The sequence below is a fragment of the Streptomyces sp. NBC_01341 genome, assembly GCF_035946055.1.
Lineage (GTDB): Bacteria > Actinomycetota > Actinomycetes > Streptomycetales > Streptomycetaceae > Streptomyces.
The window spans coordinates 507,845-533,113 of sequence record NZ_CP108364.1 but is presented as its reverse complement, the minus strand read 5'-3'; the positions used below and the strand labels follow the sequence as shown (position 1 = coordinate 533,113).

Below are 25,269 nucleotides of genomic sequence, written 5' to 3'. Positions count from 1 at the left end.
GGAAAAGGCAGAGGCCGAGGTCCCTCCACCACGTGCGGTGGAGGGACCTCGGCCTCTGCCCTGTGCACATCGGCAACAGGGACTGAAACCTCCCTGCTTGCGGATTCCGGACTCCGGGGCGCGGGCTCTAAAGCTCGTCGGCGAACACGGAGGCCAGTTCGCGCCATTCGCGCATCGGCAGACCGGAGCCGCCCTCGTCGGCGGTCAGCACCTGGAACGCGATGTGGTCCGCACCCGCGTCGTAGTACTCCCTCGCACGGGCCCGCACCTGTCCGGCGTCTCCCAGGGCGAAGAGGGCGTCGAGCAGACGGACGCTCCCGCCGCCCTCGAAGTCGCTCTCCGCGAAGCCCAGGCGCAGCAGGTTGTCGGTGTAGTTCGGGAGCTGGAGGTACATCGCCAGCATGGTCCTCGCGGTCGTACGGGCTCGCTCGATGTCCGTGTCGAGTACGACCGACAACTCCGGGGCGAGCAACGCGTCGGGCCCCAGTGCCTGGCGTGCCTCCGCGGTGTGCTCGGCAGTGACGAGATACGGGTGTGCGCCGAGAGCGCGGTCGGCCGCGAGCTTCAGCATCTTCGGGCCGAGCGCTGCCAGAACCCGCCGCCCGGAGTCGACAGCCGGGCCTGCCGCGTCGAGTGCGTCGAGGTAGGACACCATGGCGCTGTACGGCTTCGCGTACTGCGGCACCATGGGGCCGTGGCTGACGCCCAGGCCGAGGACGAACCGGCGTCGCACTGCCGGGTCGAGCGCCTCGATGCCGGCCGCCGCCTCCTCCGCCGTGTGGTCCCAGATGCTCAGGATGCCTGTGGCCACCGTGACCTTGGAGGTGGCGGAGACGAGGGCGGCCGCGTCGTCGGGGGAGGGACTGCCCCCGATCCACAGGGTGCCGTACCCCAGATCCTCGAGTTCGGCCACCGCATCCGCGATCGCCCGCCTGCCCGATTCGTCGGTCCGCGACCCGTGCAGGGCGCCGCTCCAGATGCCGACCCGTCCGAATGCCGTGCGCGTCTCAGAAGTCATGGTCTGATCAACAGCGCTCTGCCGCCGCTATTCCCGGGCCGGATGTGGTTCATCCGAAGGGGTGACTCTCTCTCCCCACCACGCCCTGGGTGCGACGCGGACCACCTTTCAGTCCGTGAGTCGGCGTGCCGCACGTTCTCGTGATGAAGTGCGTAACGCGTCCCGGACGCCCTGACCGCCATCGCTCAGAACAGAGCTGCGCGGTGACAGGGCGTCCCGGACGTCGTTGCGTCGTCGTGCTGTCGCCCACCGAGGGAGCGAGCCGACGGGTTCGAGGGCTATCGCGCGTGCGCCTCGGCTGCCTCGGGAACGGCATCGGTGGACGCGCCGGGCGAGGCGAGGCCGTAGAAGACCGAGCGTCCCTGCTTGTGGCGCTCCAACAGGCCCTGTGCGACCCCCTGTTCCAGAGTGTTGCGCACCACTGCGACCTGTACGCCTCGTTTCGGCTGCTCCTCCGTCAGCGCGGCAGCGACCTCGGCCGACGACTTCGGTTCCCGCTGGCTCGACAGGTATTTTCCGACCAGTTCGCGCCATGTCGGCTCGCCGGCGGTCTTCGGTGCCCCGGCCTTCACGGCGGCGGACTTCGGCTTCGCCGGCTCGGACGTGGATTTTCCCGCCCGCTTGCGGGCCGCCGGCTTGCTCTTGGACCGGCGGGCGGGAGGGACCGAGGCGGTTGCCCGCGTGTCGGCGGCCGGAGCGGCCGGCTCCGCCGTGCTGTCCAGCACTGCCTGCATCTTGATCAGGACCTGCTCACCGCTTTCGAGGTGAACGAGTTGTTCCTGAAGGTCCGTCAAGTCCGCACGTACTCGTTCCTGTGCACTGCGGTTCGCCGACAGATCGTCGGAGATTCGCTGTGCGTAATCCGCGCTGATGCCGGCTGGTGGAGAATTTTTGGCCATGTGATCCTCGTCGTTGGCTGAGCTTCAAGGTGTGTGGTCGCTGATGCTACTCACACCGGCAAGGTCACGGAGGCATTCTTTTACGCAAAGTGTGACCGACTCGAACAGGAGGCTGCTCCTGTGTCGGGCCCTCCACAGAGTTCGCCCATCGATTTGCCTGCCTTGATCCGCCGTATCGCCGTCGAGGAACGGGTGACGTCGCTTCCGGATCACCAGGAACAGCGGAGGTGCCGGATTCAGCCAATGGTGCGGATGTGATGGTGCTGTGAAGTCCGCTGTTCGAACCCGGCGCACCGCAGTTGAGCCGAACGGGACGACCGCCGTCGGTACGGGCACGAGGTCGGCCAGGACGGGCGCCGGTGCACCGGCGACGACCCGGAGTCCGGGCCGGGCTTCGTCAACTCACTCTCCAGGCATCACACATGACTGCTGGTCGGCCGAAGCGTTCCGCGCCGGCTCCGCCGAACGACCCCGCCCGGCGCGACCGCGCGACACCTCGGAGTGATTGCCGCACAACCATCTGTGCGCGTCGTGGGTCACATCAGGCAGGAGCAAACAGCTCTCAGGGACACAAGGGGGAAATAATGGGAATCAGGCGCAATATCGCGACTGCCGGAGCGGTGACCGCACTGGTGGTGGGGGCCACGACCGCGTTCAGCGCGACCGCCTCCGCAGCGCCCAACGTCACGCCGCAGGGTGTCTGCGGCAGTGCCTACAAGACCGTCAACTCCGTGCCCGTCGGTTCGCTCGGGACCGTCTACCTGACGTACAACTCCACGAACGGCAAGAACTGCGTCGCGACCATCCGGACGAGCCCCGGCAAGGTCAAGGCCATGTCCACGTACATCTACGTCCCCGCCACCGACGAGTACGCCGGGGACAACGGGAACTACACGTCGTACGCCGGCCCCGCCCGCGTCTACGGCAAGGGCTACTGCGTGAGCTGGGGCGGCAGCATCGACAACGTGTACGTGTCGGTGGAGAACTCCAACTGCGCTTCCCTGAAGGAGCGCCGGACCGTCGAGGTCCGCTGACCCCGACATCGACCGGCCGAGGGTTCCCGTGCCACCTCGCGTGATCCGACAGGCGGTCCCGGTCGTCCGAGGGCCGTCGGAAGGTCTGCATGAGCCGCAGACGGCTCGGGAACCCGCGGTGGGCCGGCGGGTGGTCGCCACTCAGTGGATGGTGGCCTCCACCTCCGGCTCGTCGCCCCGGGTGCGTTCGGCGCGAGCCGGCGGGTCGCCCAAGCCGCAGCGGCGATCGGGCGGGTCGCAAGCCGCACCGGTGATGATCACCGCCATGACGGCCAGGGCGGTTGGGGCGAGGGGCCTCGACGGTCTCAGCGGAGCAGAGTCTCGAAGCCCGCGTCCCCGCAGTACGTCACGACACGACCCTCCGCCTCCGAGTCGCTGCTGTTCATCGCCGCAGCCGTCGCCTCACCCAGCGTTCGGCCCCCGCCGACGGGCTCGTCCCGGAGCGCACGCATCGCGAGGAAGGTGTCCTGAGCGGTTGCCCCCACCTCGTCGAACCCTGACGCCGTCGGCGCTTCCGTGCCTGCCGCGTTCCGTGCCTTCTGCCATGTCCCCAACTGCGTGCAGTAGTTCTTCCGCTGCTCGGTCAGCCACTGCTCGTCCCCGCCCGCGGGCGAGGAACATCCCACCACCGTCGCCACCAGCGCGAGAGTGGGGACCGCCGTCCTGAACGCCCGCGTCATTCTGCCCCCAGCCGATGCTCCGTCCGCTCGACGTTGTCATCCGCGGCCCGGCAGGAGACTACTCCCTCCGTGTGTCTCCCGGCGGCGCGCACGTGGGCCGGCCGGCATCAGCTGATGCCGGCCGGCCCGTCGTTGTCACGAGGCGCCCATGCGGACCACCCCGGTATTCGCTGGACCCTGGGGTCAGGGAACCTTCACCCAGTCGAGGGTGCGCTCCACGGCCTTCTTCCAGCCCGCGTACCCTTCCGCGCGCTGCTCCTCGGACCACTCGGGTGACCAGCGCTTGGACTCGGCCCAGTGTGTGCGCAGTTCGTCCGTGTTCTGCCAGAAGCCCGTGGCGAGTCCGGCCGCGTAGGCCGCACCGAGCGCGGTCGTCTCCGCGACCACGGGCCGGCTGACCGGGACGCCGAGCACGTCGGACTGGATCTGCATGCAGAGGTCGTTGGCCGTGACACCGCCGTCGACCTTGAGCACGTCGAGGTGGACACCGGAGTCCCGCTCCATGGCCTCGACCACATCGCGGCTCTGGTAGCAGATGGCTTCCAGGGTCGCGCGCGCCAGGTGCGCGTTGTCGTTGTACCGGGCCAGGCCGACGATCGCTCCGCGGGCGTCCGAGCGCCAGTACGGCGCGAACAGACCCGAGAACGCGGGGACGAAGTACATCCCGCCGTTGTCCTCGACGGTGCGCGCCAGTTCCTCGCTCTCCGGCGCCGTCTTGATGATCTTCATCTGGTCGCGCAGCCACTGCACCGCGGACCCGGTGACCGCGATGGATCCCTCCAGCGCGTACACCACCGGCTCGTCACCGAACTGGTAGGCCACCGTGGTGAGCAGCCCGTGTTCGGAGCGGACCAGGTCGTTGCCGGTGTTGAGCACGAGGAAGTTGCCCGTACCGTAGGTGTTCTTGGCCTCGCCGGGGGCGAAGCAGACCTGTCCGACGGTGGCCGCCTGCTGGTCACCGAGGACGCCGCCGATGGGGATGGCGGCGCGCAGCGGCCGCGACGTGCGGGTCGCTCCGTACGCCTCCGGGTGCGACGAGGGATTGATCTTGGGAAGCATGCTCCGGGGGATGTTGAAGAAGCCCAGGAGCTCGTCGTCCCAGTCGAGGGTCTCCAGGTCCATGAGCATGGTGCGGCTCGCGTTGGTCACGTCGGTGGCGTGGATGCCGCCGTCGGGACCACCGGTCAGGTTCCACAGGACCCAGGCGTCGGTGTTGCCGAAGACGGCGTGGCCGGCCTCGGCCGCTTCCCGTACGCCGTCGACGTTCTCCAGGATCCACTGGATCTTTCCGCCGGAGAAGTATGTCGCCGGCGGGAGGCCCGCCTTGCGGCGGATGACGTCGCCCTTGCCGGAGCGTTCGAGGTTCGCCGCGATGGCGTCCGTACGCGTGTCCTGCCACACGATGGCGTTGTAGTAGGGCCGCCCGTTGCGACGGTCCCAGACCACCGTGGTCTCGCGCTGGTTGGTGATTCCGATGGCAGCCAGGTCGGTCGGTGACAGACCGCCGTACCGCAGGGCGTTCTGGATCACCGAGTTGGTGCGTTCCCAGATCTCCACGGGATCGTGCTCCACCCAGCCGGAGCGGGGGAGGATCTGGGCGTGTTCGAGCTGGTGCTTGGCGACCTCGTTGCCGCCGTGATCGAAGATCATGAATCGGGTGCTGGTGGTGCCTTGGTCCACCGCGCCGATGAAGTCCGCCATGATGTCCCGCCTCTCCGGCCGGTGCCGTCAGTCCTGGGGTGCCGGGACGCGTCCCGGAGGCTCGGGTTCGGCGGCCGGCAGGAACCGGCCGATGAAGCCCTTGTACAGACCCCCGCCGAGCAGGGCGCCGACGATCGGGCCCGCGATGGGGACCCAGAAGTAGAGATTCCCGTACTGGTCCCGCCAGGCTCCGCCGTAACCCGTGATGAAGCTCGCGAGCCGGGGACCGAAGTCACGGGCGGGGTTGATCGCGTATCCCGCGTTGGTTCCCCAGGCCATGCCGATCGCCACCACGACCAGGCCGATGATGAACGGAGCCAGGTTCGCGCCGGGCGGTGTGTTCAGCATGTCGGTGATGGCCATGACCAGCAGCAGCAGGATGGCCGTACCGATGACCTGGTCGCGGAACGCGCCCCACTCGTGCACCGGCAGAGCGGTGTTGCCGTTGGCGGGCAGGGTGGAGAAGACGATCTGCGTCTTCTCGGTGTGTCCGGGGTCGGCCTTCGCCAGTGCCTCGGTGTAGTTCCAGCGGACGAGGAGGGCGGCCACGAAGGCGCCGGCCGTCTGGGCCAGCGCGTAAGGGGCGACCTTCTTCCAGGGGAACCCCCTGAACGTCGCAAGGGCGATGGTCAGAGCGGGGTTGAGATGAGCACCGCTCAGCCGAGCCGCCACGTAGACGCCCAGGGTGACACCCAGTCCCCACGCCCAGGAGATGCTGTCGTGGTTCCCGAGTCCGCCGGGCGGATCTGTCAGGGCGCCGCCCGCCACTACTTGGGCCACCACACCGCACCCGAAAAGGATGAGGATCATGGTGCCCGCGAACTCGGCCGACATTTCGCCGACCAGTCCGAGTTTCTTCACTCGCTCAGCCATGGAAGCTCGCCCTCCGCCGGCTGGACCGGCCGTCGATTATGTGAGCAGTGTCAGTAGGCTATGGCGGCTCGCAGAAGACCGCATATCAGGACGAACCGTGCGTCAGGTTCAGGCACGCGGTGCGTGTCACACCAAGGAAGCGGCGTGGGCGTAGGGGTGTCCGGCGGCTTGGGGGCGGATGCGCGGGGTGAGGAATCGGCCGTCACGTAGGGGCGGCATGCTGCACCGATCGGGTGAGAGGGCCCGTCCCGCAGGGCCGGTCGAGTGGGGCGAGGACGGTGCCCGGTCGCAGGCGCCCGCCCGGCGCGGCCGGGGTCCCGGTGGGCCCGGACCCACGGGGGAGGTGCGTTCGGATGGCGGTCGGCAGCGCGCCAACGTCCATGGGCGAGAGCGGCGTTCACCGGTTCGTGCGTACCGGTGACCGGGCCCGGACCCCGGCGCTACCGTGAGAAGGACGTCGTACACACGCCAGGAGTCCTCGATGAGCGATCAGCCCGCCCCCGACGCGGTCCGCGCGCAGTTGGAGCCCTCGGCGGCCGACGCGGTCCGGGCGTACGCGGCGAAGACCCGCGCCGATGCCGACCGCCTCGCCGCCGTCCTGGAGGACATCGCGGCCAACGGGCTGCCGCCCGTCGACGCGTGCACACCGTGGGAGGATCTCCGCGACGCCCGCCTCGCCCACCTCGCCGCCCAGCGCCCCGCGGTGGCCTGATGGCCTCCAGGCGTGCCCGCATCGCCTTCAGTGACTCGGCGGCCAAGCAACTCGAAGAGCTCTCCGAGAGTGCCGTGCACGCCCTGGACCGGACCCTTGTGGTCATCAGCGTCGACCCGGACATCGGCCAGCCCATCCCCGCCACCGGTGCCGAGCCGCCCCTGCGCCAGTACGCCGACGCGATCGAAGAGGTCCGGGTCCTGTACTTCGTCACAGCGCTGCGCACGGTGGTCGTCGTCGCGTACATCGAGGCCTGATCCGAGAGCCTTGCCCGGCATCGCGGAGGGCAGGGGCGGCTCTCACCCGGTCCGTTCCACGTGTTGCCGGTGCTCGGCCGCTGCGGACGCCGAGGAGCACGTGGCCGTCTTCCGCGCTTCCCCCGCGGTCGGGGGGCAGGCCGATGCGTGCGGAGGGGCGGGCGCGCGGGACGGCCGCCCTCCTCTCAGCCCAGCACGGTGGCCCGTGCCCTCGCGATGCGTACGGCGGTGGACAGGCTGTCGATGTCGTAGGCGCCCTGGTGCCGGAGCCCGTTGACGAAGAAGGTCGGTGTCCCGGCCACGCCGCTGAGGTCGGCCGACTCCACGTCCTCGGCCACGTGGGCCATGCCGGCGTGGGCGCGCATGTCCCGCTGGAAGCGCTCGGTGTCCAGCCCGATGTCCCGGGCGTATCCCATGAGGTGGTCGAAACGGAGAGCCCCCTGGTGGTCCATCAGCATGCTGTGCATCTCCCAGTAACTCCCCTGCGAAGCCGCTGCCTCGGCCGCCTCCGCTGCGATCTGGGCGTGCACGTGGACATCGGTCAGGGGGAGGTGCCGCCATACGTAGCGCACGTCCCCGAAGTCCCTGAGCAGTTCCCGCAGGACCGGCTCGGCCTCGCCGCAGTACGGGCACTCGTAGTCGCCGTACTCCACGACGGTGACCGGCGCGTGGTGCGGTCCCCGCACATGGTCGCGCGCGGGATCCACGGGTACGGCGAGGTCGACGATCGTCTCCGCCCTGCCGAGCAGGGTCCGCACCCGCAGCCGGCGGGGGAGCAGGGCGATGACAGCTGTGGTGAGCCGGCTGACCAGGAAGGCGCAGATCACCGCGCTCAGGATGCCGATCTTCGCGTCGGTGAGCCGGGGGCCGTCGAATGCGAGGGATGCGATGAGGAGGGACACCGTGAAGCCGACCCCGGAGAGTGTTCCTCCGACGAGGATGGCCCCCCAGCCGACGGGGGGCCTGATCCGTCCGCGGCTGAGTGCGGTGGTCAGAGCCGACGCCCCGAGAACCCCCACGGGCTTGCCGGCCACGTACCCGATGAGGATACCGAGGGTCACGGGTGAGGAGAAGGACCGCGCCAACTCGTCGCCGGTGACGTGGATACCGGCGTTGGCCAGGGCGAAAAGCGGGACGATCACATAGCTGGTCCACGGGTGGAACAGACTCTGCAGGCGCTCGTTCGGGGAGACGGCCGATGCGAGGCCCGCGCGCACGGACCTCTCGAGTTCGGGCGTCGGCTGCTCCCGGAAGAGCCGGAACAGCCCCGTCGCGCGCTCCAGGTCCTCGCGTGCCGCCGGATACGCGCAGGTCACAAGGCCCATGGCGAGGCCGATCACCACGGGCTCCACGCCGGACTCGAGGAAGGCCACCCAGATGACCAGGGCCAGGACCGCGTACACCACGCCACGGCGCACCCACAGCCGCCAGGAGAGGAGGATCACGCCCAGGGCGATGAGGGCGCAGACGAGCACGGGCACCCGGACACTGTCGCTGTAGACGACGGTGATGACCGCCAGGGCCAGGAAATCGTCCACCACCGACATGGTGAGGATGAAGACCCGCAGTCCCGGGGGCGTCCGGCGCCCGATGATGGCGAGCATGCCCAGGGCGAAGGCGGTGTCGGTCGACATCGCCGCTCCCCAGCCCCCTGCCGCACCGCTACCGGCGTTGAAGGCGATATAGACCGCGACGGGGACGAGCATGCCGCCTGTGCCCGCAGCCAGTGGCAGTACGGTCCTTCGCCGGTCGCGGAGTTCTCCCATGTCGAACTCGCGGCGCGCCTCCAGTCCGACGACGAGGAAGAAGAACGTCATCAGCCCGCTGTTCACCCACGAACGCAGGGACAGCCGCATCTCGTACGCGCCGATCCGGACGGACAGGTCCGTCAGCCAGAACGCCTCGTAGCCGGCGGCCGCGACGTTGGCCCAGACGAGGGCCGCGAGCGTCGCCGCCACGAGGGCCACCGCACTGCCGGACTCCGTCCGCAGGAACGTCCGCAACGGTGAGGGTGAGGTGGCGCCGACCTTCGTCTGCCGCGTGAAGTCGGAACTCCCGATAGACATACCCAACCGCTCATGAGGCGCCGCGACGTGATCCAGGCGAATGTAGCATTCCGCCTTTATCGGTCGGCCTCGCTGACCCGGCAGGGGCACGGGGTACGTCTCCGGGGCGCGGCGTGCGCGTCCGGGATGCCGGCCGGACGAGAGTTCTTGTTCCCGCTCGGACCCACTCGGTTCCGCATCGCCACATCGAGCCCGGTGAGCAGCGGCACCGGGTCAAGGGGGCGGCGCGCCGGTCCGCCGTCAGCGGTCCAGGCCGTCGAGGACACTCACGGTCACCCACGCGTAAGCCAGGTGCGGGACGATGTCCGAGACCCAGTCCGAAGCCGCCCACGTCCGTGGATCGGTCACTCCGAGCACCGTCATCGGTCCGTTCGTCCCGATCAGAGCGCCGATCGAGGCGGCGGCGTACTGAGTGGCCGTGGACGGGCGCCATCCGGCGGAGCGCGCGACGGCCAGTGCGACACCCATGCCGAGCCCGGCGGCGAACCCCGTCATCGGCGCGAGTCCGGCGATACGGTTCTCCAGCGTCCGGCCCTCACCGGGGATGCGCACATGGAGTTTCTCGGCCAGCCTGCGCAGGGTCACTTCCGGCGTGTTGCTGGCGGCGCGGCCCCGGATCGCCATGTCGGCGTAGCTGACGATGTTGAGCGCGGTCGTCCCTGCCGCTCCGGCTGCCGCCCCGTACAGAAGGGGTCGCATCAAACGGATCATGACGATCCTTCCGTCGCGCGATCAGATGAGTCCTGGCACACGGCTCCGCTCCCGGGCGCACAGCAAGCGTCGCATCCCCGCACCTGCCCCGCATCATCGGCGAGGCGGGAGCCGTCGCCCGTGGCACCTGCGTACCGGCGCGCAGGGACTTCCGACGGCACCCGACGCGGCGCGTGACCGGTTGCCGACCTTGCGCCCAGCCATCAGCCTGGAAGAGACGTCGCACGGCCGGGGCGCCGATGCCCATCCGCGGGAGAAGGGCTGTGCGGGGAGGTGCCGACGATGGCACACGACACTTCATTCACCCTGGACGACAGCGGGAACGTCGCCGAATGGCACGACGGTGCGGGAAGGTATCCGTCGCTTTCCGCGGCGGACACCGTGGGAATGAGCGCGGGGCTGCTGCTCCTTACCCTGCTGGAGCACTCCGCGGGCGGCGGCGAACCTGCCGGACAGGTCGCCCTGTTGCTCGACGCCGGCCGCGACGGAGCGCAGGCGCTCGTCACCGTGAAGGGCGGCGCGCCCGGTCCCGACGCGGCGCAGCTGGAAGCGGCCTTCGAGTTCTCGGCCTTCGAGCAGTCCACCGCGGGACTGGAGATGTACGATGCCGGATCACGTGTCGTACGCAGCAACTCGGCAGCCCTCGCGATGCGCGGACGCACCGCGGACCAGGTGCTCGGGAACCGGGTGGCGGACCTCGGTTCGCGTCTCCCGATGGCGGACTTCCTGCAGCAGGTGCTGGACGGCGGCGATCCGGCCGTGCGGGGGAAGGTCAACGGCCACGACGGGCGAGGACAGGCGAAGGTCTTCGCGGTCACGGCGTTCCGGCTGAAGGACGGCCGTCGGACCATCGGCGCGGGGTCGGTGATCCACGATGTCACCGCACAGGACCGTGCCCAGGGCGCCGCACGGCTCCTCGCCCGCGCGCACGAGACGATCGGCACCACGCTGGACGCGATGCTGACCGCGCGGGAACTCGCGTCGGCGGCCACCGAGGACTTCGCCGACGCGGTCTCGGTCGACCTCATCGACGCCGTGCTGCAGGGGTCGGAGGCGCCGCCGCCGCCGGTCGGCACGGACATCGCCCTGCGGCGAGCCGCCTTCGAAGCCCCCGGGAACCTGCGGGCCGTCTACGCCGTGGGGGAAATGAGCTACTTCACCTCGCCCACGCCGTACACACAAGCGATGGCTGACCTCACACCGCGGCTGCTGGCCCCCGACACCTCGCCGTCCGACTGGCTGATGCACGACGTCGCACGCACCGGGGCCCTGAAGGACGCGCGGATCCACTCGATGATCGTTCTGCCCCTGTCGTTCCACGGGCGGGTTCTGGGACTGGCCAGCTTCTACCGGGGGCCGCGCCACCCCGTGCCGTTCGACCCGCACGACGTGGATCTCGCCGAGCAGGTGAGTGCCACGGCGAGCATCCACATCGAGAACGCGCGCCGCTACACGAGGGAACACACCACAGCGGTCACCCTGCAACGAAAGCTGCTCCCCAAGACGTTCCCCGAGCTGTCCGCCGTGAGTACGGCACACTTCTACACGCCGGGAAGGCGGCACACGGTCTGGTTCGACGTCATCGCCCTGTCCGCGGCACGCGTCGGTCTCGCCATCGGCCAGGTCCCCCAACAGGGCCTCGACGCGTCGGTGACCATGGGGCGCTTCCGGACGGCGCTCGGTACGCTCGCCGCACTCGAACTTCCTCCCGACGAGCTGCTGGCCCATCTGGACGACGTCACCGGCCGGATCCTTCCCGGCAGCCCTGCCCCCTGGCCCTCTCCGGCGGACGCCCCCCGTTGTCTGTACGCCGTCTACGACCCCGTGGGCGGAGAGCTCACCGCCGCGTCCGCCGGCTGGCCCTCCCCGCTCGTCACCTCCGTGACCGGCGAGGTGAAGACCGTGGACGTGCCGGTCGGCGCACCGCTCGGTCAGGGCGCCAGCTACGAGCTGGGCCGCATGACCGTCGCCCCGGAGAGCATGCTCACCCTGTACTCCGAGTCGATCCTGGAGTCGGGCGGGCGCGGGGAGGACCGCATGGCCGAGCTCCGGGGAGCCGCCGCCTGCGCCGGTCACGATCCCAAGGCCACCTGCGACAGCATCGTCCAGACCCTCCTCGGCCGGCAGGCGGCCGACGGCGCGGCCATCCTCGCCGTGCACACCCACCGGCTGCCCGACGACCGGGTGGCCACGTGGACGGGGGACCGGGACCCCGCCGCCGTCGCGGACTTCAGGGAGCGGGTCGGCCACCAACTGGAGGCGTGGGGTCTCGAATCGCACGCGTTCACCGCCGAGATGGTCGTGAGCGAACTGGTGACCAACGTGATCCGTCACGCGAGCGGGAATCCGACGATACGCCTCGTACGCGACCGGTCTCTGACGATCGAGGTCTCGGACGAAGCGTCCACCGCCCCGCACCTGCGCCACGCACGCGTCCAGGACGAGGACGGGAGGGGTCTGATGATCGTCGCCGCTCTGGCAAGGCGTTGGGGTACCCGCTACACCGCGAACGGCAAAGTCATCTGGGTCGAGGAGTCCCTCGACGAGGAGATCGCCGCGTAGGAGCGCCGAACGCGGCTCAGTGCCGGGTCGACGGGGCCTCGCGACGCCGTTTCGCGGCTGCCGGGAGTGGCTGCACCGCGCGGCGGCTTCACCGGTCGGTCGAGCTGCCGCGCGGTGCTTCACCGGGCGGCGGCCCGACCCCCGTACCGGCCGGGAAGCCGAGGGTGCGGGGTGGTCAGGCCAGCATCCCCGATCGGAGCTTGGCGAGCGTGCGGGTGAGCAGACGGGAGACGTGCATCTGGGACACGTCCAGCTCGGCCCCGATCTGCGACTGCGTCATCTCCTGGCCGAAGCGCATCTCGATGATGCGACGCTCCCGGTCGTCGAGCTGTTCGAGGAGCGGGGCCAGGGCGTGCAGGTTCTCCACCGTCTCCATGGCGGAGTCCGGCTCGCCCAGGATGTCGGCGAATGTCCGGGATCCCGTGCCGGTGGTCTCGCCGGTGTCCGTCGGCAGGTCCAGGGAGCCGGCCGTGTAGCCGTTCGACGCGATGATGCCCTCGATGACCTCGTCCTCGGTGAGGTCCAGGAAGGCCGCCAGTTCCTTGGCCGTGGGGTCACGGTCCATCCGGGTGGCGAGTTCGTCCTTGGCCTTCGCCAGCTCCACACGCAGTTCCTGAAGACGGCGGGGGACGTGGACGGCCCAGGTGGTGTCACGGAAGAAGCGCTTGATCTCACCCACGATGTAGGGGACGGCGAACGTCGTGAACTCCACCTCCCTGGACAGCTCGAACCGGTCGATGGCCTTGATGAGTCCGATCGTTCCGACCTGCGTGATGTCCTCCATGTCGCCGCTGCCCCGGTTTCGGAAGCGGCGCGCGGCGAACCGGACCAGCGAGATGTTCATCTCGATGAGGGTGTTGCGCGCGTACTGGTACTCCCTCGTCCCTTCCTCCAGGACCCGCAGCTGCTCGAAGAACAGGGTCGACAGAGCGCGTGCGTCCTTCGGGGCGACCTTGCCCGCGTCCTCGATCCAGGGCAGCTCGCCGATGCGCTGGGGCGACGGCGCCGAAGTCGACATACCGTCAGTCGGTATGGTGCCTGCGGTCTGTTCAGTGATCATCGTTCTTTCCCACCCTTGCTCGTGCCGAGAGCGCTTCGTGCCGAGCCCCTGCCCTGCCTGGGAACGCCCATGCGCGAGATGACGCACTTTTTCTTGCTGTGTGGAAACTGTTGTCTCAGGACATCGTAGGATGAGCAGCGCCGGCCACCGGCGCGACCCTGCGGGCGCGCCGCGCTGGATCGGGACAGGCCCCTTACGCTGGAGGCCGAGGCCGGGGCCCCACAGGCGAACCGGGGTCGGCGCAGCACGACGAGAAACAGGACCACGTGGACAGATTCGCTGCCGTCGAGCGGGAGCTGCGCAAGGCCGCCCCCCATCTCCTCGCCGATGTCGTCACGGCGGCTCTGCGGGAGCACTACGACGTGCAGAGTGTCGAGTTGCGGCTCGCGGACTACGGGATGACCACGCTTCAGGTGGTGGCCGAGGCGCCGCTCGCCGAACCCGTGCACGTCCACGACAGTCCGCAGGGGCGCGCCTTCGGCGCCCAGGAGCCGTACGTGGAACCACGGACCACGCCGGGTCCCGTCACCGCGCACCTACCGGTGACCGTCCGCGGCGACCGGTTGGGGGTCCTCTCCGTCATGATGCCGGAGGGTGGCTGCTCCGCCGAGGACCTCACGGAGATGCAGCAGATCGGTGAGGCGCTGGGCCACGAGATCCTCGTCGCCGAGAGGGACACCGACCTCTACCTCCTGGCACGCCGCGCCACCCGGCTGACCCTCGCCGCGGAGATGCAGTGGCAACTGCTCCCGGGCCGTTCCGTGAGGCGGCCCGAGTTCTCGCTCGGTGCCCACCTGGAGCCGGCCTACGCGATCTACGGCGACAACTTCGACTGGTCCGTGTCGGCCCACCACCTCACGCTCACCGTCACCAACGGCATGGGCAAGGGCATGGAGGCGGCCCTGCTGACCAATCTCGTCGTCAACGCACTGCGCAACGCGCGGCGCGCCGGCCTGGACCTTCCCGGCCAGGCCAGCCTCGCCGACCAGGCGGTCTACGCCGAGTACCGGGGCACCCTCCACGCCGCAGTCCTGCTGCTGCGCTTCGATCTGGCGACGGGCGAGGTCGAGGCCGTGGACGCCGGATCGCCCCGCATGTGGCGGCTGAGGGACCGCAACGTCGAGTCGCTCGGATTCGACGCCCAGCTTCCGCTCGGCATGTTCGAGGAGACGGAGTACGTGACGGAGCGTCTGCGGGTCGAACCGGGCGACCGGCTGCTCATCGGCAGCGACGGGGTCTACGACAGCGCTTCGGCGGCGGGTGAGCGCTACGGGGAACGCGCCCTCGCGCGGTCGCTGTCCGCGCACCGCCTGCTGCCGTCGGAGCAGGTGCCGCTGGCTGTGCTCCGCGATCTGCGCTCCTACCGAGGCGACACACCGCTGGACGATGACGCTCTGGTCGTCTGTATGGACTGGTTCGGCAGGCAGCCGTCGGGTGAGGCGTCCGCCTGACCTGTGGCTGCGGCCCTAGCCGGTCGACCGCAAGGGTCTCGCGCCGCCGGTGTCCTGCCCCGAGGCCGCGTTGCGGAAGGCCCGGAGCCCTTCCAGCAGGGCCCGGCGCGACTTGGCGGGCATGGCGTCGATCGTGGACATCAGTACCTCTTCCCTGCGCATCCGCAGATCGACGAGGTACGCCTTGCCGTGGCCGGTCAGGCGCAGTTCCAGCTCCCGACGGCTCACCGGGCTGGGGGCGCGCTCCACGAATCCCGTGGCCTGCAACCGGTCGCACAGCCTGCTGACCGAAGGGGAGGCCGAGCCCAGGGCTTCGGCGAGCATCCGCAGGTTGATGCCTTCCTCCCGGTCCAGGATGTACAGCACGCGGAGCTGGGAGGGGGACACCGGGCCCGTGGGTACGGCTTCGCGCCCGTGTTCCCACAGGACTTCCAGGAGTTCGACGAATTCGGAACCCTCGCGGGCCGCTTCCCGGGACCGCTGGTCGGGTTCGGGGTTCAGGCCCATGGTGATGACACTCCGATCCGGCTAAGCCTCACTCGTCCGTCTGGCCACCGGACCGGGCAAGCGAGCCGGGCATTCATCGCGCTCGTATGGAAAGCCAGGAGATAGGTTCCGGGGCACGCGCGGGGCCCCGGACATCGTACCCCCGTCATCCACGGGTTCTGAGGTCCTGGCGAACCCCGGTATGTTTCCCTATGACAACAGTTGCCATGGAGACGGTTCATTGGCCGACATTCGAAGTGTGAACTTCGGCGGTCGACGCCGCTCCTGCCGCGACGGCTATCGTTCCCCGGCCTGGAGTACCGACACCCATGACGCACAGCCCGAACCTCGTCCTCACCGTCCTGCACCCGGCGGACTCCGTCGCGGTGCTCACCGTGGCCGGGGAGATCGACGTGGACAGCGCGCCCGCCCTGCGGACGAAGGCCATGGAGCTGATCAGGCGCGGGAGACCGCACATCGTGCTGGACCTCGCACCCCTGGAATTCTGCGACTCCTCCGGCCTCAACACGATGATCGGCATCCTGCGCTACGCGAAGGACCGACACGGTTCCCTGACGCTGGTGGCGGCCCCGCCCCACGTCGCGAGGCTGCTGGACGTCACGGGAGTGGGTGTTCTGATGCCGGTACTTCCCACCGCTTCCGAGGCCCTGGAACGCCTCGTGGCGCCCGGCGGGGCGAGCGAGGGGCGCGGAACGTCCTGAGATCCCGGTCCTCCCCGATCCGCCGGCGGGATACCCGGACGGCACGCACGCGCTGAGGTCAGGGGTGCTCGAACGCCTGGAGCACCCCCGCGACGGAGAAGCAGAGTGCCCCAGCGAGCGTGCCCCAGTCCGCGATGTCGACGTTCACGGCGCTTCCCGTGGCGGGACGGGTGAACGCGGCCAGCGCCGACACGAGGAAGAGGGCGGATCCGAGCTGGTTGACCGCGACGATCCACCAGCCGAGGTCGCGGGGGAGGGCCCGCGGGCGTCCGTGGCAGACCTCGACCAGGGCGAGGTGCCCCGAGACGAGGAACAGAACGCACCCGACCACGTCCGGCGCCCAGACCAGCGTGTCCACCTGCTGCACGGAGAGGCCCTGCAGCAGGGAACTCACCAGGTCGACGCCGAAGACGAGCGTCCCGACGAACAGCACGAACGTGCTCAGCCAGTCGATGCGCGAGGGCTCGTAGCTCCACCATCTCCACCTGGGTGAGACCAGCCCCGCCGTCCCGGTGTCCTGGCGGGGAGCGTTGACCGACTGGAGCAGGGAGGTGTAGCCGCCGGTGTTGAAGAACAGACCCCCGACGAAGTAGATCCAGGCACCCGTCGCGTCTCCCGGACCGAACACGGCCACCCCGGCGCCGAGGGCGAAGAAGCCCCCACCGATCGTGAACGCGCTCGCGGCGATGGCGTTGAGCCTGCGGAGACGGCCGACCGACACGCCGTCGGCCGGCCGGGAACGTGCTTCCCGCTCATCGGCGGCCCGCACGCCGAGCAGGCCCCGCTTGCGCGCCCTCCGCGACTCCCAGACGGCAGCGCCGCCGTCCGCGAGTCGCCAGGTCAGGCGGGTCGTGAACGGGCCCGCGCCTTCGGCGATCTCCTCGGTTCGGCTCACCCGGCGACCCTAACCGCCCGCTGTCGCACCGGCGCGGCCATCCGCCGCGCGCCGAAAGGACCGGCCGCCGCCCCACGCCGGGGCTCACCGACCGACGAGCCGCGCGGACGACTCGGTGGTCCCGTCGTTCAGAGGTCGTCGCCCAGGCGGCGAGGAAGGGTCGTGGCCGTGTCGAAGAAGAAGGAATCGATGCTCTGCACGGTCTCGATGAAGTCGTCGAGGTTGACGGGCTTGGTGACGTAGGCGTTGGCGTGCTGGCGGTAGGCGTCGTCGATGTCGTCCGGCGCGGCGGACGTGGTCAGCACGACGATCGGGATGCTCGACAGGTCCGGGTCGTTCTTGAGGACGTTGAGCAGCTCGCGGCCGTTCATCCGGGGCATGTTCAGGTCGAGCACGATCAGATCGGGCCGGTCGGTCCGAGGGTCGCGGAGGTACTCCAGGGCCGCGACACCGTCGTCGGCCCGCTGGATCCCGCGCGCCATGCCCTGCTCGGTCAGGGCCTCCTCGATGAGCATGGCGTCGGCCATGTCGTCCTCGACGAGCAGAACGGTGTAGGTGCGGGGGGCGAGGCCGTTCATGAGGGGGCTCCGGGTCTGGTCGTGGGGTAGCGGTCGTGATGCGGGGCGGGCGGTGAAGACGAGTCCGGGCCAGCGCTTGCGGGCGCCCTGGCGGCTGACACCCCAGGCCCTGCCCAGCTGCGGATAGCCGGCACCCTCCTGTGCGGCGGCTCGCGCCGCCAGGGCCGCGCACTCCTCCACGGCGCGGCCGAGGTAGGCCAGGGCCTGCAGTGAGGCCAGCGCGTCGTTCCGGAGCCCGTCGGGGCCCTGCGCGTCGGCATCCGCCACCGGCGTGCGCAGGACGAGCTGCCGGGCGGCTTCGGCGACGGCCTGTCGTGCCCGTTCGGCCAGCTCCTCCTGCTCCGGAGTCATCTGCGTCTCTACTGCCATGGGAGCACCGTAGACGCCTAGCCATCCCGGGGACAACCATGGTTGTCTCCGGGGGTAGGGTAACGCCGCCCAGGTGTGCCGCCGGGGACGAGGAGGAGGGACCCGACGTGCAGACCGACGCAGCGCAGCAGCCCGATGTGCAGACCGACGCGGCGCAGCAGCAGGCCCCCGCAGCACCGTCCGCGGGAGCGGGCTGGACCACCCGCGGCTGGCTGGGCGTTTGCTCGGCGGCGGCGCTGGTCGTCCTTCTCGCCCTGGCCGGGTGCGGGGTCTGGGTCCTCGCCCACGCCACCGACGTCAACAAGCAGCTCACCGAACGCTGGTCGCCCGCCTTGATCGCCTCCGTCCGTATGGAGAGTGCCCTGATCAATCAGGAGACGGGCATCCGGGGATACGGCATGACGGGCAAACGGGAATTCCTCGGCCCCTATCAGGACGGCCTCGCCCAGCAGTCGGCCGCGACCGCTGAATTGTCACGTCTGCTGCGGGGCAACGAACGGGCCATGGCCGACCTGGCCACCGTGCGGGAGCGCTCCGAGCAGTGGCAGACCACCACGGCCCGGCCCATCAGCGAGTCGGGCGATCCCGTGGGCTCCGCACTGCGGTACATCGAGTCGGGCAAGGACACGTTCGACGCACTCCGCACAGCGCTGTCCGTACAGCAGACCCGCATCGAGGCCGAGAGGGACCGGTCCCGCGACGACCTGCAGCAGGCGCGTGACCTCCGCAACACGGTGTTCACCGCCATCGGCGGCGTGGTCCTCGCCCTCATCGCACTCGCCTTCGCAGGGCTGCGCCGGGGTGTCCAGCTACCGCTGGACCGGCTGCGCACCGACGTGCGGAAGATCGCGGACGGCAGGTTCGACCATTCCATCGTCCCCTCCGGCCCCGCCGATCTTCGTGCGCTGGCGACGGACGTGGACGGAATGCGCCGGCGCCTGGCCGGTGAGCTGGAGTTCAGCGACCGTGCCCGCTCCGAACTCGCCGAGGGAGCGACGGAACTGCGGCGCTCCAACGAGGAACTGGAGCAGTTCGCCTACGTCGCCTCCCACGACCTGCAGGAGCCGCTCCGCAAGGTCGCCAGCTTCTGCCAGTTGCTGGAGCGCCGCTACGCGGACCAGCTCGACGACCGCGCCAAGCAGTACATCGCGTTCGCCGTCGACGGTGCCAACCGCATGCAGACGCTCATCAACGACCTCCTCACCTTCTCCCGTGTCGGGCGCCTGCACGCACAGGACGCCGACGTCAGCCTCGAGAGCCTGCTGCGGCGTACCACCAACTCGCTGGGCGTCGCGGTGGAAGAGACCGGGGCCGTCATCACACACGACCCGCTTCCCGCCGTACACGGCGATCCGACCCAGCTCGGGGTCCTCCTGCAGAACCTGATCTCCAATGCCATCAAGTTCCGCGCCCCCGGTGCCGTGCCTCAGGTGCACATCAGTGCCGTGGAGGTCACGGAAGCCAGGGACGCGGCCTCGGACCCCTCCGGGGAGACCGGCGGTCCCCGTTGGGAGATCGCGGTGAGCGACAACGGCATCGGGATCGGTCCGGAGTACGCGGAGAGGATCTTCGTGATCTTCCAGCGCCTCCACACACGCGACAGTTACCCGGGCAACGGCATCGGCCTCGCCCTCTGCAAGAAGATCGTCGAATACCACGGCGGCACGATCGCCCTCGACACCACCCACACCCCCGGGACCCGCTTCGTCTTCACCCTTCCGCCGGCCCGTTCGGACGTGCCGGAGACGGACAGTTTCTAGGGTCTTCGCCATGCGCGGGGCCTGCCCCGGTTGCCGCCCGCTCCCACCTGGTACTACTTCCACGAGGCGTGGACGAACTCGATGGCGGGGGCCGGATGTTGCTGGGACGCGGTGCGGAGCAGGACCGGATCGAGCGGATCCTGACCGACTGCAGGCAGGGGAGGGGCGCCGGTCTTCGACGTGCAGTGGCTCGACCAGCCGACCGTGGACGCACTCACCTTCGCGGCCCGCCGGCTCGGCGCCGAGGCCGCCGCCCTGCTCTTCGCCGCGCGCGACGGCGCTCACGGCAGCGTGGCCCCGGGGCTTCCCACGCTGCACATCAGGGGTCTCGACCGGACGGCGGCCGCCTCGCTGGTCACCGGGTTGCTGCCGCCCGTCGCGGAGACGATCATCGAGCGGGCGCACGGCAACCCGCTCGCCCTTCTCGATCTGCCGGGCGCTCTGACCCCGGCCCAGCGGGCGGGGCAGCTCGGCCCGCTCGCGTTGCCCGAAGGGCCGTCCGCGCTGCCCGGCCGGTTGCAGGACTCCTTCGCCCGCCAGATCGGCCGGCTGCCCGAAGCGACCCAGGTGGTGCTTCTGGTCTCCGCCGCGGACGACACCGGGGAACTGTCCCTCGTGCTGGGTGCCGCGGGCCGGCTGGGGGCCGCGGTCGAGGACCTGGAACCCGCCGAGCGTGCGGGGCTGGTCTCCGTGTCCAGCCGCACTCCGCGCTTCCGGCACCCGCTGGTGCGGAACGCCGCCTATCAGGGAGCCCCCCTGGTCAGGCGGATCGCCGCCCACGAAGCGCTGGCGGCGACGCTGGACACCGACCGGCACGGGCACCGGCGGGCCTGGCACCTCGCAGCGGCGGCGACAGGACCCGACGAACGGGTGGCGGCCGAGCTGGAGCACGTCGCCGGGTGGGCCGGAAGCAGGCAGGCGATGGCGTCCGCGTCGGCCGCGTACGAGCGGGCCGCCCAGCTCACGGAGGACCCGCACAAGCGGGCGCGACGACTGATCGGGGCGGCCCAGAAGGCCGCCGAAGCGGGCCAGGACGTACGCGCCGGCCTCCTCGCCGACCAGGTGCCGCTCCCCCTGACCGATCCCGGAACAGAGGCCGATCTCGCCCGCGTCCGGGCCGTGGTCGAGCTCGGTCACGGCAGCCCGGCGACTGCCGGACGCATGCTGATGGACGGCACGGAAGCCGTCTCGCGCAGTCGTCCCGACAAGCTCGCCTCCCTGCTGACCGACGCCGTGCACGCGGCCCTCTCCTCGGCGGACACCGACCTCATTCGCCGGATCGCGGACCGCGACCCGGACCTTCCCGTGCCGGCAGTGCCCGCCCTCCTGCTCAGTGGCCGGGTTCCCGAGGCCCTGGACGTGTTGCGCACGCTCGTCAGGGCCTGCGGACTTCCCCGGACCGGGCTCATGGACCGCCTGATGACCGGTATCTACTGTCAATTGACCGGAGCCCACGAAACCGCGAACGAGATCGCCACCGCCGTTGTGGAGCTCTGCCGTGGCCAGGGCATCAGCGGGTGGCTGCCCACCACGCTGCACCTGCTGGTGGTGGCGGAGCTCTCGCTCGGCAGGTTCGACGAGGCGCGGACGCACGCGTCCGAAGCGCTTCAGCTCGCCGACCACTACGACCTCGATCACAGGGCAGCCCATCTCCGCTCCGTCCTGGCCGTTCCGGACGCGGTCCGGGGAGATGAGGAGACCACCCGTTCCCTGGCGGAGCAGGCGCTGGCCTACGCCCGCCCCCGCGGCGTCGGGCAGGCTACGGCGACCGCCCCGTGGGCCCTGGGCTTGCTCGAGCTCGGACTCGGCCGGGCCGAGGAGGCACTCGAGCACCTCGGCGCGGCACTCGCGGCAGCCGGGCACCCCGTACTCGCCCACCACTTGCTGCCCGACCTCGTCGAAGCCGCCGTGCGCGCAGGCTGCCCGGAACGGGCGGTGGAGCCCGCCCGTCGGCTCGCGGACTGGGCCGTGGCCACGGGGCACCCCGCCACGACCGCCTCGGCCCACCGCTGCACGGCCCTGACCAGCACCGACGACGATGCCGAGCACCACTTCGAGTCGGCCCTGCGGGCTCACGCGAGCGGCAGCGGATTCGAGCGGGCCCGGACCGAACTCGCCTACGGCGAATGGCTGCGCCGGATGCGGCGCCGGATCGACGCCCGCGACCACCTCCACGAGGCGCTGACCACCTTCGAGCAGTTGGACGCCCACCCCTGGGCCCGACGGGCCCGTGCCGAGCTGCGGGCAGCGGGCGGGAACCAGGACCCGTCCGGGGGCGGTGCCGACATCCGGATCAGCCGGCTGAGCCCGCAGGAACGGGAGGTCGTGCGACTCGCCGCCACGGGGGCGACCAACCGTGAGATCGCCACACAGCTGTTCCTCAGTCCGCGCACCGTGGGGCATCACCTCTACCGTGCCTTCCCCAAGCTCGGCGTCGGTTCCCGGACCGAACTGGCCTCGCTCCTTTCGTCATGACACGGGCGCCGAGTAGATCATCCGGATCTCGGTCGTGCGATAGCCGGCCCGGGCGAACGCCGCTGCCATCGGGGCGTTGCCCGTATCCGTGGTGGCGGTGATCAGTTCGGCGCCGGACTCCGCCTGTACCCGCGTGATCTCGGCGAGCACGTCGTCGACGTACCCGCGACCGCGGAACTCCGGTACGACGCCCAGGTAGCCGACGTTACGGTTGTACGGCGTGGCCGAGGGGACCGCGAGGCCTGCGATCTCGCCCTCGGGGGTGCGGGCCAGCCGCCACCAGTCCCGCTTGCCGGGGCAGCTGAGGTAGAAGTCCATCTCCTCCCGCGCGGTGGCCTCGGGGCCGCGGATCGCCAGATTCCGTCGGGTCTCACCGTCCAGGCTGCCTTCGGCGATCCGCCGGAACACCTCCAGGAACTCCTCGTCGGTCGCCTGGGTGAAGGTGAGCCTGCCGCGGGACCGAGGCACTCCGGCTTCGGGGCGCCACTCCAGCCTCAGGCGCTCCACCTCGTCCGTCAGCCCGGCGGCCAGTGCCGCTGTGCGGCGCCAGGCGAGGGCGCCTGCCGCGGCCGGATCCGAGCGCCAGTCGGGCCGCAGCGTCAGGTTGTACAGCGGGAGCCTGGATGCGCCCCGCGAGGCGAACGCCCCCAGGCCGGCGCTCAGGAGCGCGGTGGCGAGTGCCGACGGATCGGTGACCGAGCCGTCCACGTGCAGACAGTCAAGGGCGATCGGGTGCGTGCTGGAGGCCTGCCCCCACCACAGCGCCCGGGCCACGACCCGGTCGTCCTCCTCGGCGATCCAGGTCCATTCCGGCCGGTACATACCCTGGCCGAGTTCGTCGACATAGCGATCGGCCTCGATCCAGCCGACGGGTTCGTCGACGGTGACGGCGACGACACGCTCGAGGTCGACCTCGGTCGTAGGGCGAATGATCATGTACTTCCTTCGTGTTCGGCGTACGTGGTGACGACGCGCCGGGGTTGAAGCGGGAGACGGCGCGACAGTGGGAACACTAGACGGGGCGACCGCCACCGGCATCGGTCGTCACGACTTAACGTGGCCGGTCACGCCCGGACGGCGCGGGTGCACGGATCGGGACGCGCGCGCCGGAACCTGCCGGGCCCGGCGCGCGAACGACGTCTCCGGTGACCGACTACTCGCTGAGGACGCGTTCCCACAGCAGCCCGTCGCGCCAGCTCCCGTCGAGAAGGTCGAGGAATGTGCGACGCCGTACGGGCTGAACCCGTTGCGGCGCAGCACCCGTTGTGAGGGCAGATTCGCCGGATTCGCGGACGCCTCGGCGCGGTGCAGCCCGAGTTCGTCCGTCATCGACTCGGGCGATTGGGCAGGATCCCGCGTCCGGAAAGCCTCGACGTCCCGCACGGGTCGCCCGGACGGGTCCGTGGTGGGCGCAAACGGGTGTGACGTGAATCCCACCGAGCCATCGGGTCGTTGACGGAGTAGGACGGAAGGAGATCTGCCATGCCGACACACGGATCCCGCAAGCAGCAGCCCACCACCGAACTCGACGCCCGCTACAGCTCGGCGCTCCAGGCCCGCCCGGGCGCCGAGGACGTCACGGCCACCGCGTGGGCGGACGCGCAGAAGCAGTTGCAGTCCGCTGAGATCTTCTGGGTGTCCACCGTGCGGCCGGACGGGCGCCTGCACGTCACTCCCGTGATCGCGGCCTGGCACGACGGGGTGCTGTACTTCTCCACCGGAACCGCGGAGCAGAAGGCGAAGAACCTCGCGCATGACGGGCACTGCGCACTGACCACGGGGAGGAACTCGCTCACCGAGGGGCTCGACGTCGTCGTCGAGGGAAAGGCGGATCCGGTCGCCGACCCCGCGATCCTGGACGAGGTGGCCGCCGCGTACGAGACGAAGTACGGAGCGCACATCACCTCACCCGAGGGCACCTTCCACGGGATCGGGGACGCCTTCCGGCGCGGGGACGTGCTGGTCTTCGCGGTGTCCCCGGACACGGCGTACGGATTCGGCCGGGACGACGGGGTCTACTCCCACACCCGATGGTCCTTCTGAGCCGCCGTTGCCGACGGCATCCCGCGCCGCAGCCCCAGACCGGAGTGGCCCCGCCCCGCGCGGTGGTCACCGGCCGGCGGTCTGTTCAGGACGCGCCGTGGTGCCCGCCGTCGAAAGGCCAGGCCTCGATGTCGCGGTAGCGGATCGGCTCCCGACTGCGCCCGGCGTTGCTGCCGACCAGGTGCAGACGCTCGGCGAGCCACGGAGTACCGCTGAATCCGGCGAACCCCGTGGCGATCTCCGCCGTCGAGGTCAGATCTCCTCGGCGGGCCCGGGCCAGCGTCAGATGGGGCCGCAGCGGTCGCTCCTCGAAGACGATGCCGCACCGCTTGACCACGCTGCGCACGTCGGCGGCGAGCATGTGCAGCTCGTCGAGGTCTCCGTCGACACCGCTCCACAGCACCCGGTCGTCGAAGTGTCCGCTGCCCCGCAGCGCCAGCCGCGGTGCAGGCTGCGCCGCCGCGAGGCCGGCCAGTGGCTGCCGAAGGAGCGGAACGCTCGCGACCGGCAGCTCTCCCAGGAACGCCAGAGTGATGTGCCAGTCCTCGATCCGGTTCCACCGCATCCGGGAGTGCGTGCCGTAAGCGGGGCGCAGTACTCGCGCGAGCTCCTCCTTCGCGTGGTCGGGCGGGGCGAGGGCGATGAACACGCGCACGGTCGCGGGTCGGGTCTCTTCGTTCACACCGGACTTCGTACCCCATGAGGGCGGCCGGCGCGAAGCCCGGCCCGTCCGATGCGAGATGTGCGTTCGCGTCGCGGGCGGAGGGAGAGGGGTCCGGCGCCGCACGCGAGTGGCCGGGCGGGTAGCCCTCGGCGACGTACCGTCCCGGCTTGGGCGGGTTCCTCGGTGACTTCTGAAAATGTGGGCAGTCGGAACGAGACGCAAGACGTTTGCGCACCGGACGTGAGGAGCTGCC

At 70.3% G+C, this 25,269-nt stretch carries 23 protein-coding genes; 9 read left to right on the top strand and 14 right to left on the bottom strand.

The genetic code is table 11. The annotated features are described in order from the left end of the window. Positions 1-127 precede the first annotated feature (127 nt). Both OG206_RS02285 and OG206_RS02280 read right to left on the bottom strand, forming a co-directional pair. Complete coding sequence (locus OG206_RS02285) at positions 128-1,018, bottom strand: LLM class F420-dependent oxidoreductase (protein ID WP_327111613.1); 891 nt, start codon at positions 1,016-1,018, stop codon at positions 128-130. Between the two features lie 278 nt (positions 1,019-1,296). Beyond that, positions 1,297-1,812, bottom strand: a complete 516-nt coding sequence (locus tag OG206_RS02280) for a hypothetical protein (RefSeq protein ID WP_327111611.1) — start codon at positions 1,810-1,812, stop codon at positions 1,297-1,299. A 689-nt stretch (positions 1,813-2,501) separates the two neighbouring features. On the opposite strand from OG206_RS02280, the gene OG206_RS02275 reads away from it, so the two are divergent. Further along, a complete protein-coding gene (locus OG206_RS02275) occupies positions 2,502-2,951 on the top strand; it encodes a spore-associated protein (protein WP_327111609.1) in 450 nt (149 codons plus the stop codon). 141 nt (positions 2,952-3,092) lie between these two features. Here OG206_RS02275 and OG206_RS02270 read toward each other — a convergent pair whose 3' ends face one another. The 4 genes from OG206_RS02270 to OG206_RS02255 all read right to left on the bottom strand — a co-directional run bounded on the left by OG206_RS02270 (position 3,093) and on the right by OG206_RS02255 (position 6,205). Then, positions 3,093-3,218, bottom strand: coding sequence for a hypothetical protein (locus OG206_RS02270; protein ID WP_327111607.1), 126 nt, complete (start codon positions 3,216-3,218; stop codon positions 3,093-3,095). 38 nt (positions 3,219-3,256) lie between these two features. Next, the gene (locus tag OG206_RS02265) at positions 3,257-3,631 is read right to left on the bottom strand and encodes a hypothetical protein (protein ID WP_327111605.1); all 375 of its coding nucleotides are present in this window, start codon (positions 3,629-3,631) and stop codon (positions 3,257-3,259) included. 183 nt (positions 3,632-3,814) lie between these two features. After that, positions 3,815-5,332, bottom strand: a complete 1,518-nt coding sequence (gene glpK / locus OG206_RS02260; protein ID WP_327111603.1) for a glycerol kinase GlpK — start codon at positions 5,330-5,332, stop codon at positions 3,815-3,817. Positions 5,333-5,359: 27 nt separating this feature from the next. Next, positions 5,360-6,205: an MIP/aquaporin family protein gene (locus OG206_RS02255; protein ID WP_327111601.1), complete on the bottom strand. Its 846-nt coding sequence runs from the start codon at positions 6,203-6,205 to the stop codon at positions 5,360-5,362. Between the two features lie 481 nt (positions 6,206-6,686). Here OG206_RS02255 and OG206_RS02250 point away from each other — a divergent pair, with 481 nt between their 5' ends. Both OG206_RS02250 and OG206_RS02245 read left to right on the top strand, forming a co-directional pair. Continuing rightward, complete coding sequence (locus tag OG206_RS02250; RefSeq protein WP_327111599.1) at positions 6,687-6,917, top strand: hypothetical protein; 231 nt, start codon at positions 6,687-6,689, stop codon at positions 6,915-6,917. Beyond that, positions 6,917-7,174: a hypothetical protein gene (locus tag OG206_RS02245; protein WP_327111597.1), complete on the top strand. Its 258-nt coding sequence runs from the start codon at positions 6,917-6,919 to the stop codon at positions 7,172-7,174. The genes OG206_RS02250 and OG206_RS02245 overlap by 1 nt, the downstream gene beginning before the upstream one ends. Before the next feature lie 185 nt (positions 7,175-7,359). Here the strand turns inward: OG206_RS02245 and nhaA are convergent, their stop codons facing one another. Together nhaA and OG206_RS02235 are read right to left on the bottom strand one after the other, a co-directional pair. After that, positions 7,360-9,240 (bottom strand): Na+/H+ antiporter NhaA, encoded by a 1,881-nt coding sequence (gene nhaA / locus OG206_RS02240; RefSeq protein WP_327111595.1) that lies wholly within the window; start codon positions 9,238-9,240, stop codon positions 7,360-7,362. A gap of 240 nt (positions 9,241-9,480) precedes the next feature. Further along, positions 9,481-9,939: a hypothetical protein gene (locus OG206_RS02235; protein WP_327111593.1), complete on the bottom strand. Its 459-nt coding sequence runs from the start codon at positions 9,937-9,939 to the stop codon at positions 9,481-9,483. Between the two features lie 294 nt (positions 9,940-10,233). Here OG206_RS02235 and OG206_RS02230 point away from each other — a divergent pair, with 294 nt between their 5' ends. Then, positions 10,234-12,513, top strand: coding sequence for a SpoIIE family protein phosphatase (locus OG206_RS02230; protein WP_327111591.1), 2,280 nt, complete (start codon positions 10,234-10,236; stop codon positions 12,511-12,513). Positions 12,514-12,688: 175 nt separating this feature from the next. Here OG206_RS02230 and OG206_RS02225 read toward each other — a convergent pair whose 3' ends face one another. Further along, positions 12,689-13,531 (bottom strand): SigB/SigF/SigG family RNA polymerase sigma factor, encoded by an 843-nt coding sequence (locus OG206_RS02225; protein WP_327111589.1) that lies wholly within the window; start codon positions 13,529-13,531, stop codon positions 12,689-12,691. A 308-nt stretch (positions 13,532-13,839) separates the two neighbouring features. Between OG206_RS02225 and OG206_RS02220 the strand changes: the two genes are divergently transcribed. After that, positions 13,840-15,024, top strand: coding sequence for a PP2C family protein-serine/threonine phosphatase (locus OG206_RS02220; protein WP_327111587.1), 1,185 nt, complete (start codon positions 13,840-13,842; stop codon positions 15,022-15,024). 15 nt (positions 15,025-15,039) lie between these two features. Here the strand turns inward: OG206_RS02220 and OG206_RS02215 are convergent, their stop codons facing one another. Further along, positions 15,040-15,531, bottom strand: coding sequence for a MarR family winged helix-turn-helix transcriptional regulator (locus OG206_RS02215; RefSeq protein ID WP_327111585.1), 492 nt, complete (start codon positions 15,529-15,531; stop codon positions 15,040-15,042). 308 nt (positions 15,532-15,839) lie between these two features. Between OG206_RS02215 and OG206_RS02210 the strand changes: the two genes are divergently transcribed. After that, complete coding sequence (locus OG206_RS02210) at positions 15,840-16,232, top strand: STAS domain-containing protein (protein ID WP_327111583.1); 393 nt, start codon at positions 15,840-15,842, stop codon at positions 16,230-16,232. A gap of 58 nt (positions 16,233-16,290) precedes the next feature. Here OG206_RS02210 and OG206_RS02205 read toward each other — a convergent pair whose 3' ends face one another. Continuing rightward, complete coding sequence (locus OG206_RS02205; RefSeq protein WP_327111581.1) at positions 16,291-17,127, bottom strand: hypothetical protein; 837 nt, start codon at positions 17,125-17,127, stop codon at positions 16,291-16,293. A 128-nt stretch (positions 17,128-17,255) separates the two neighbouring features. Further along, the gene (locus tag OG206_RS02200) at positions 17,256-18,074 is read right to left on the bottom strand and encodes a response regulator (RefSeq protein ID WP_327111579.1); all 819 of its coding nucleotides are present in this window, start codon (positions 18,072-18,074) and stop codon (positions 17,256-17,258) included. 137 nt (positions 18,075-18,211) lie between these two features. On the opposite strand from OG206_RS02200, the gene OG206_RS02195 reads away from it, so the two are divergent. Further along, positions 18,212-19,834, top strand: coding sequence for a sensor histidine kinase (locus tag OG206_RS02195; RefSeq protein WP_327122155.1), 1,623 nt, complete (start codon positions 18,212-18,214; stop codon positions 19,832-19,834). Between the two features lie 180 nt (positions 19,835-20,014). Further along, positions 20,015-22,309 (top strand): helix-turn-helix transcriptional regulator, encoded by a 2,295-nt coding sequence (locus OG206_RS02190; RefSeq protein WP_327111577.1) that lies wholly within the window; start codon positions 20,015-20,017, stop codon positions 22,307-22,309. On the opposite strand, the gene OG206_RS02185 is transcribed toward OG206_RS02190, so the two are convergent. Then, positions 22,304-23,245, bottom strand: coding sequence for a GNAT family N-acetyltransferase (locus tag OG206_RS02185; RefSeq protein WP_327111575.1), 942 nt, complete (start codon positions 23,243-23,245; stop codon positions 22,304-22,306). The two genes, OG206_RS02190 and OG206_RS02185, sit on opposite strands and share 6 nt — an antisense overlap. A gap of 546 nt (positions 23,246-23,791) precedes the next feature. Here OG206_RS02185 and OG206_RS02175 point away from each other — a divergent pair. Continuing rightward, positions 23,792-24,352 carry a pyridoxamine 5'-phosphate oxidase family protein gene (locus OG206_RS02175; protein ID WP_327111573.1) on the top strand — a complete coding sequence of 187 codons (561 nt, stop codon included), beginning with the start codon at positions 23,792-23,794 and terminating at the stop codon, positions 24,350-24,352. A gap of 85 nt (positions 24,353-24,437) precedes the next feature. Here the strand turns inward: OG206_RS02175 and thpR are convergent, their stop codons facing one another. Beyond that, positions 24,438-25,034, bottom strand: a complete 597-nt coding sequence (gene thpR / locus OG206_RS02170; RefSeq protein ID WP_327111571.1) for an RNA 2',3'-cyclic phosphodiesterase — start codon at positions 25,032-25,034, stop codon at positions 24,438-24,440. Positions 25,035-25,269 lie beyond the last annotated feature (235 nt).

Coding starts and splice junctions, on each gene's coding strand:
- OG206_RS02210 (WP_327111583.1), top strand. CDS start 15,840: ATGACGCACAGCCCGAACCTCGTCCTCACCGTCCTGCACCCGGCGGAC.
- glpK (WP_327111603.1), bottom strand. CDS start 5,332: ATGGCGGACTTCATCGGCGCGGTGGACCAAGGCACCACCAGCACCCGA.
- OG206_RS02235 (WP_327111593.1), bottom strand. CDS start 9,939: ATGCGACCCCTTCTGTACGGGGCGGCAGCCGGAGCGGCAGGGACGACC.
- OG206_RS02285 (WP_327111613.1), bottom strand. CDS start 1,018: ATGACTTCTGAGACGCGCACGGCATTCGGACGGGTCGGCATCTGGAGC.
- OG206_RS02230 (WP_327111591.1), top strand. CDS start 10,234: ATGGCACACGACACTTCATTCACCCTGGACGACAGCGGGAACGTCGCC.
- nhaA (WP_327111595.1), bottom strand. CDS start 9,240: ATGTCTATCGGGAGTTCCGACTTCACGCGGCAGACGAAGGTCGGCGCC.
- OG206_RS02250 (WP_327111599.1), top strand. CDS start 6,687: ATGAGCGATCAGCCCGCCCCCGACGCGGTCCGCGCGCAGTTGGAGCCC.
- OG206_RS02265 (WP_327111605.1), bottom strand. CDS start 3,631: ATGACGCGGGCGTTCAGGACGGCGGTCCCCACTCTCGCGCTGGTGGCG.
- OG206_RS02275 (WP_327111609.1), top strand. CDS start 2,502: ATGGGAATCAGGCGCAATATCGCGACTGCCGGAGCGGTGACCGCACTG.
- OG206_RS02245 (WP_327111597.1), top strand. CDS start 6,917: ATGGCCTCCAGGCGTGCCCGCATCGCCTTCAGTGACTCGGCGGCCAAG.
- OG206_RS02200 (WP_327111579.1), bottom strand. CDS start 18,074: ATGGCAGTAGAGACGCAGATGACTCCGGAGCAGGAGGAGCTGGCCGAA.
- OG206_RS02175 (WP_327111573.1), top strand. CDS start 23,792: ATGCCGACACACGGATCCCGCAAGCAGCAGCCCACCACCGAACTCGAC.
- OG206_RS02185 (WP_327111575.1), bottom strand. CDS start 23,245: ATGATCATTCGCCCTACGACCGAGGTCGACCTCGAGCGTGTCGTCGCC.
- OG206_RS02225 (WP_327111589.1), bottom strand. CDS start 13,531: ATGTCGACTTCGGCGCCGTCGCCCCAGCGCATCGGCGAGCTGCCCTGG.
- OG206_RS02270 (WP_327111607.1), bottom strand. CDS start 3,218: ATGGCGGTGATCATCACCGGTGCGGCTTGCGACCCGCCCGATCGCCGC.
- OG206_RS02215 (WP_327111585.1), bottom strand. CDS start 15,531: ATGGGCCTGAACCCCGAACCCGACCAGCGGTCCCGGGAAGCGGCCCGC.
- OG206_RS02255 (WP_327111601.1), bottom strand. CDS start 6,205: ATGGCTGAGCGAGTGAAGAAACTCGGACTGGTCGGCGAAATGTCGGCC.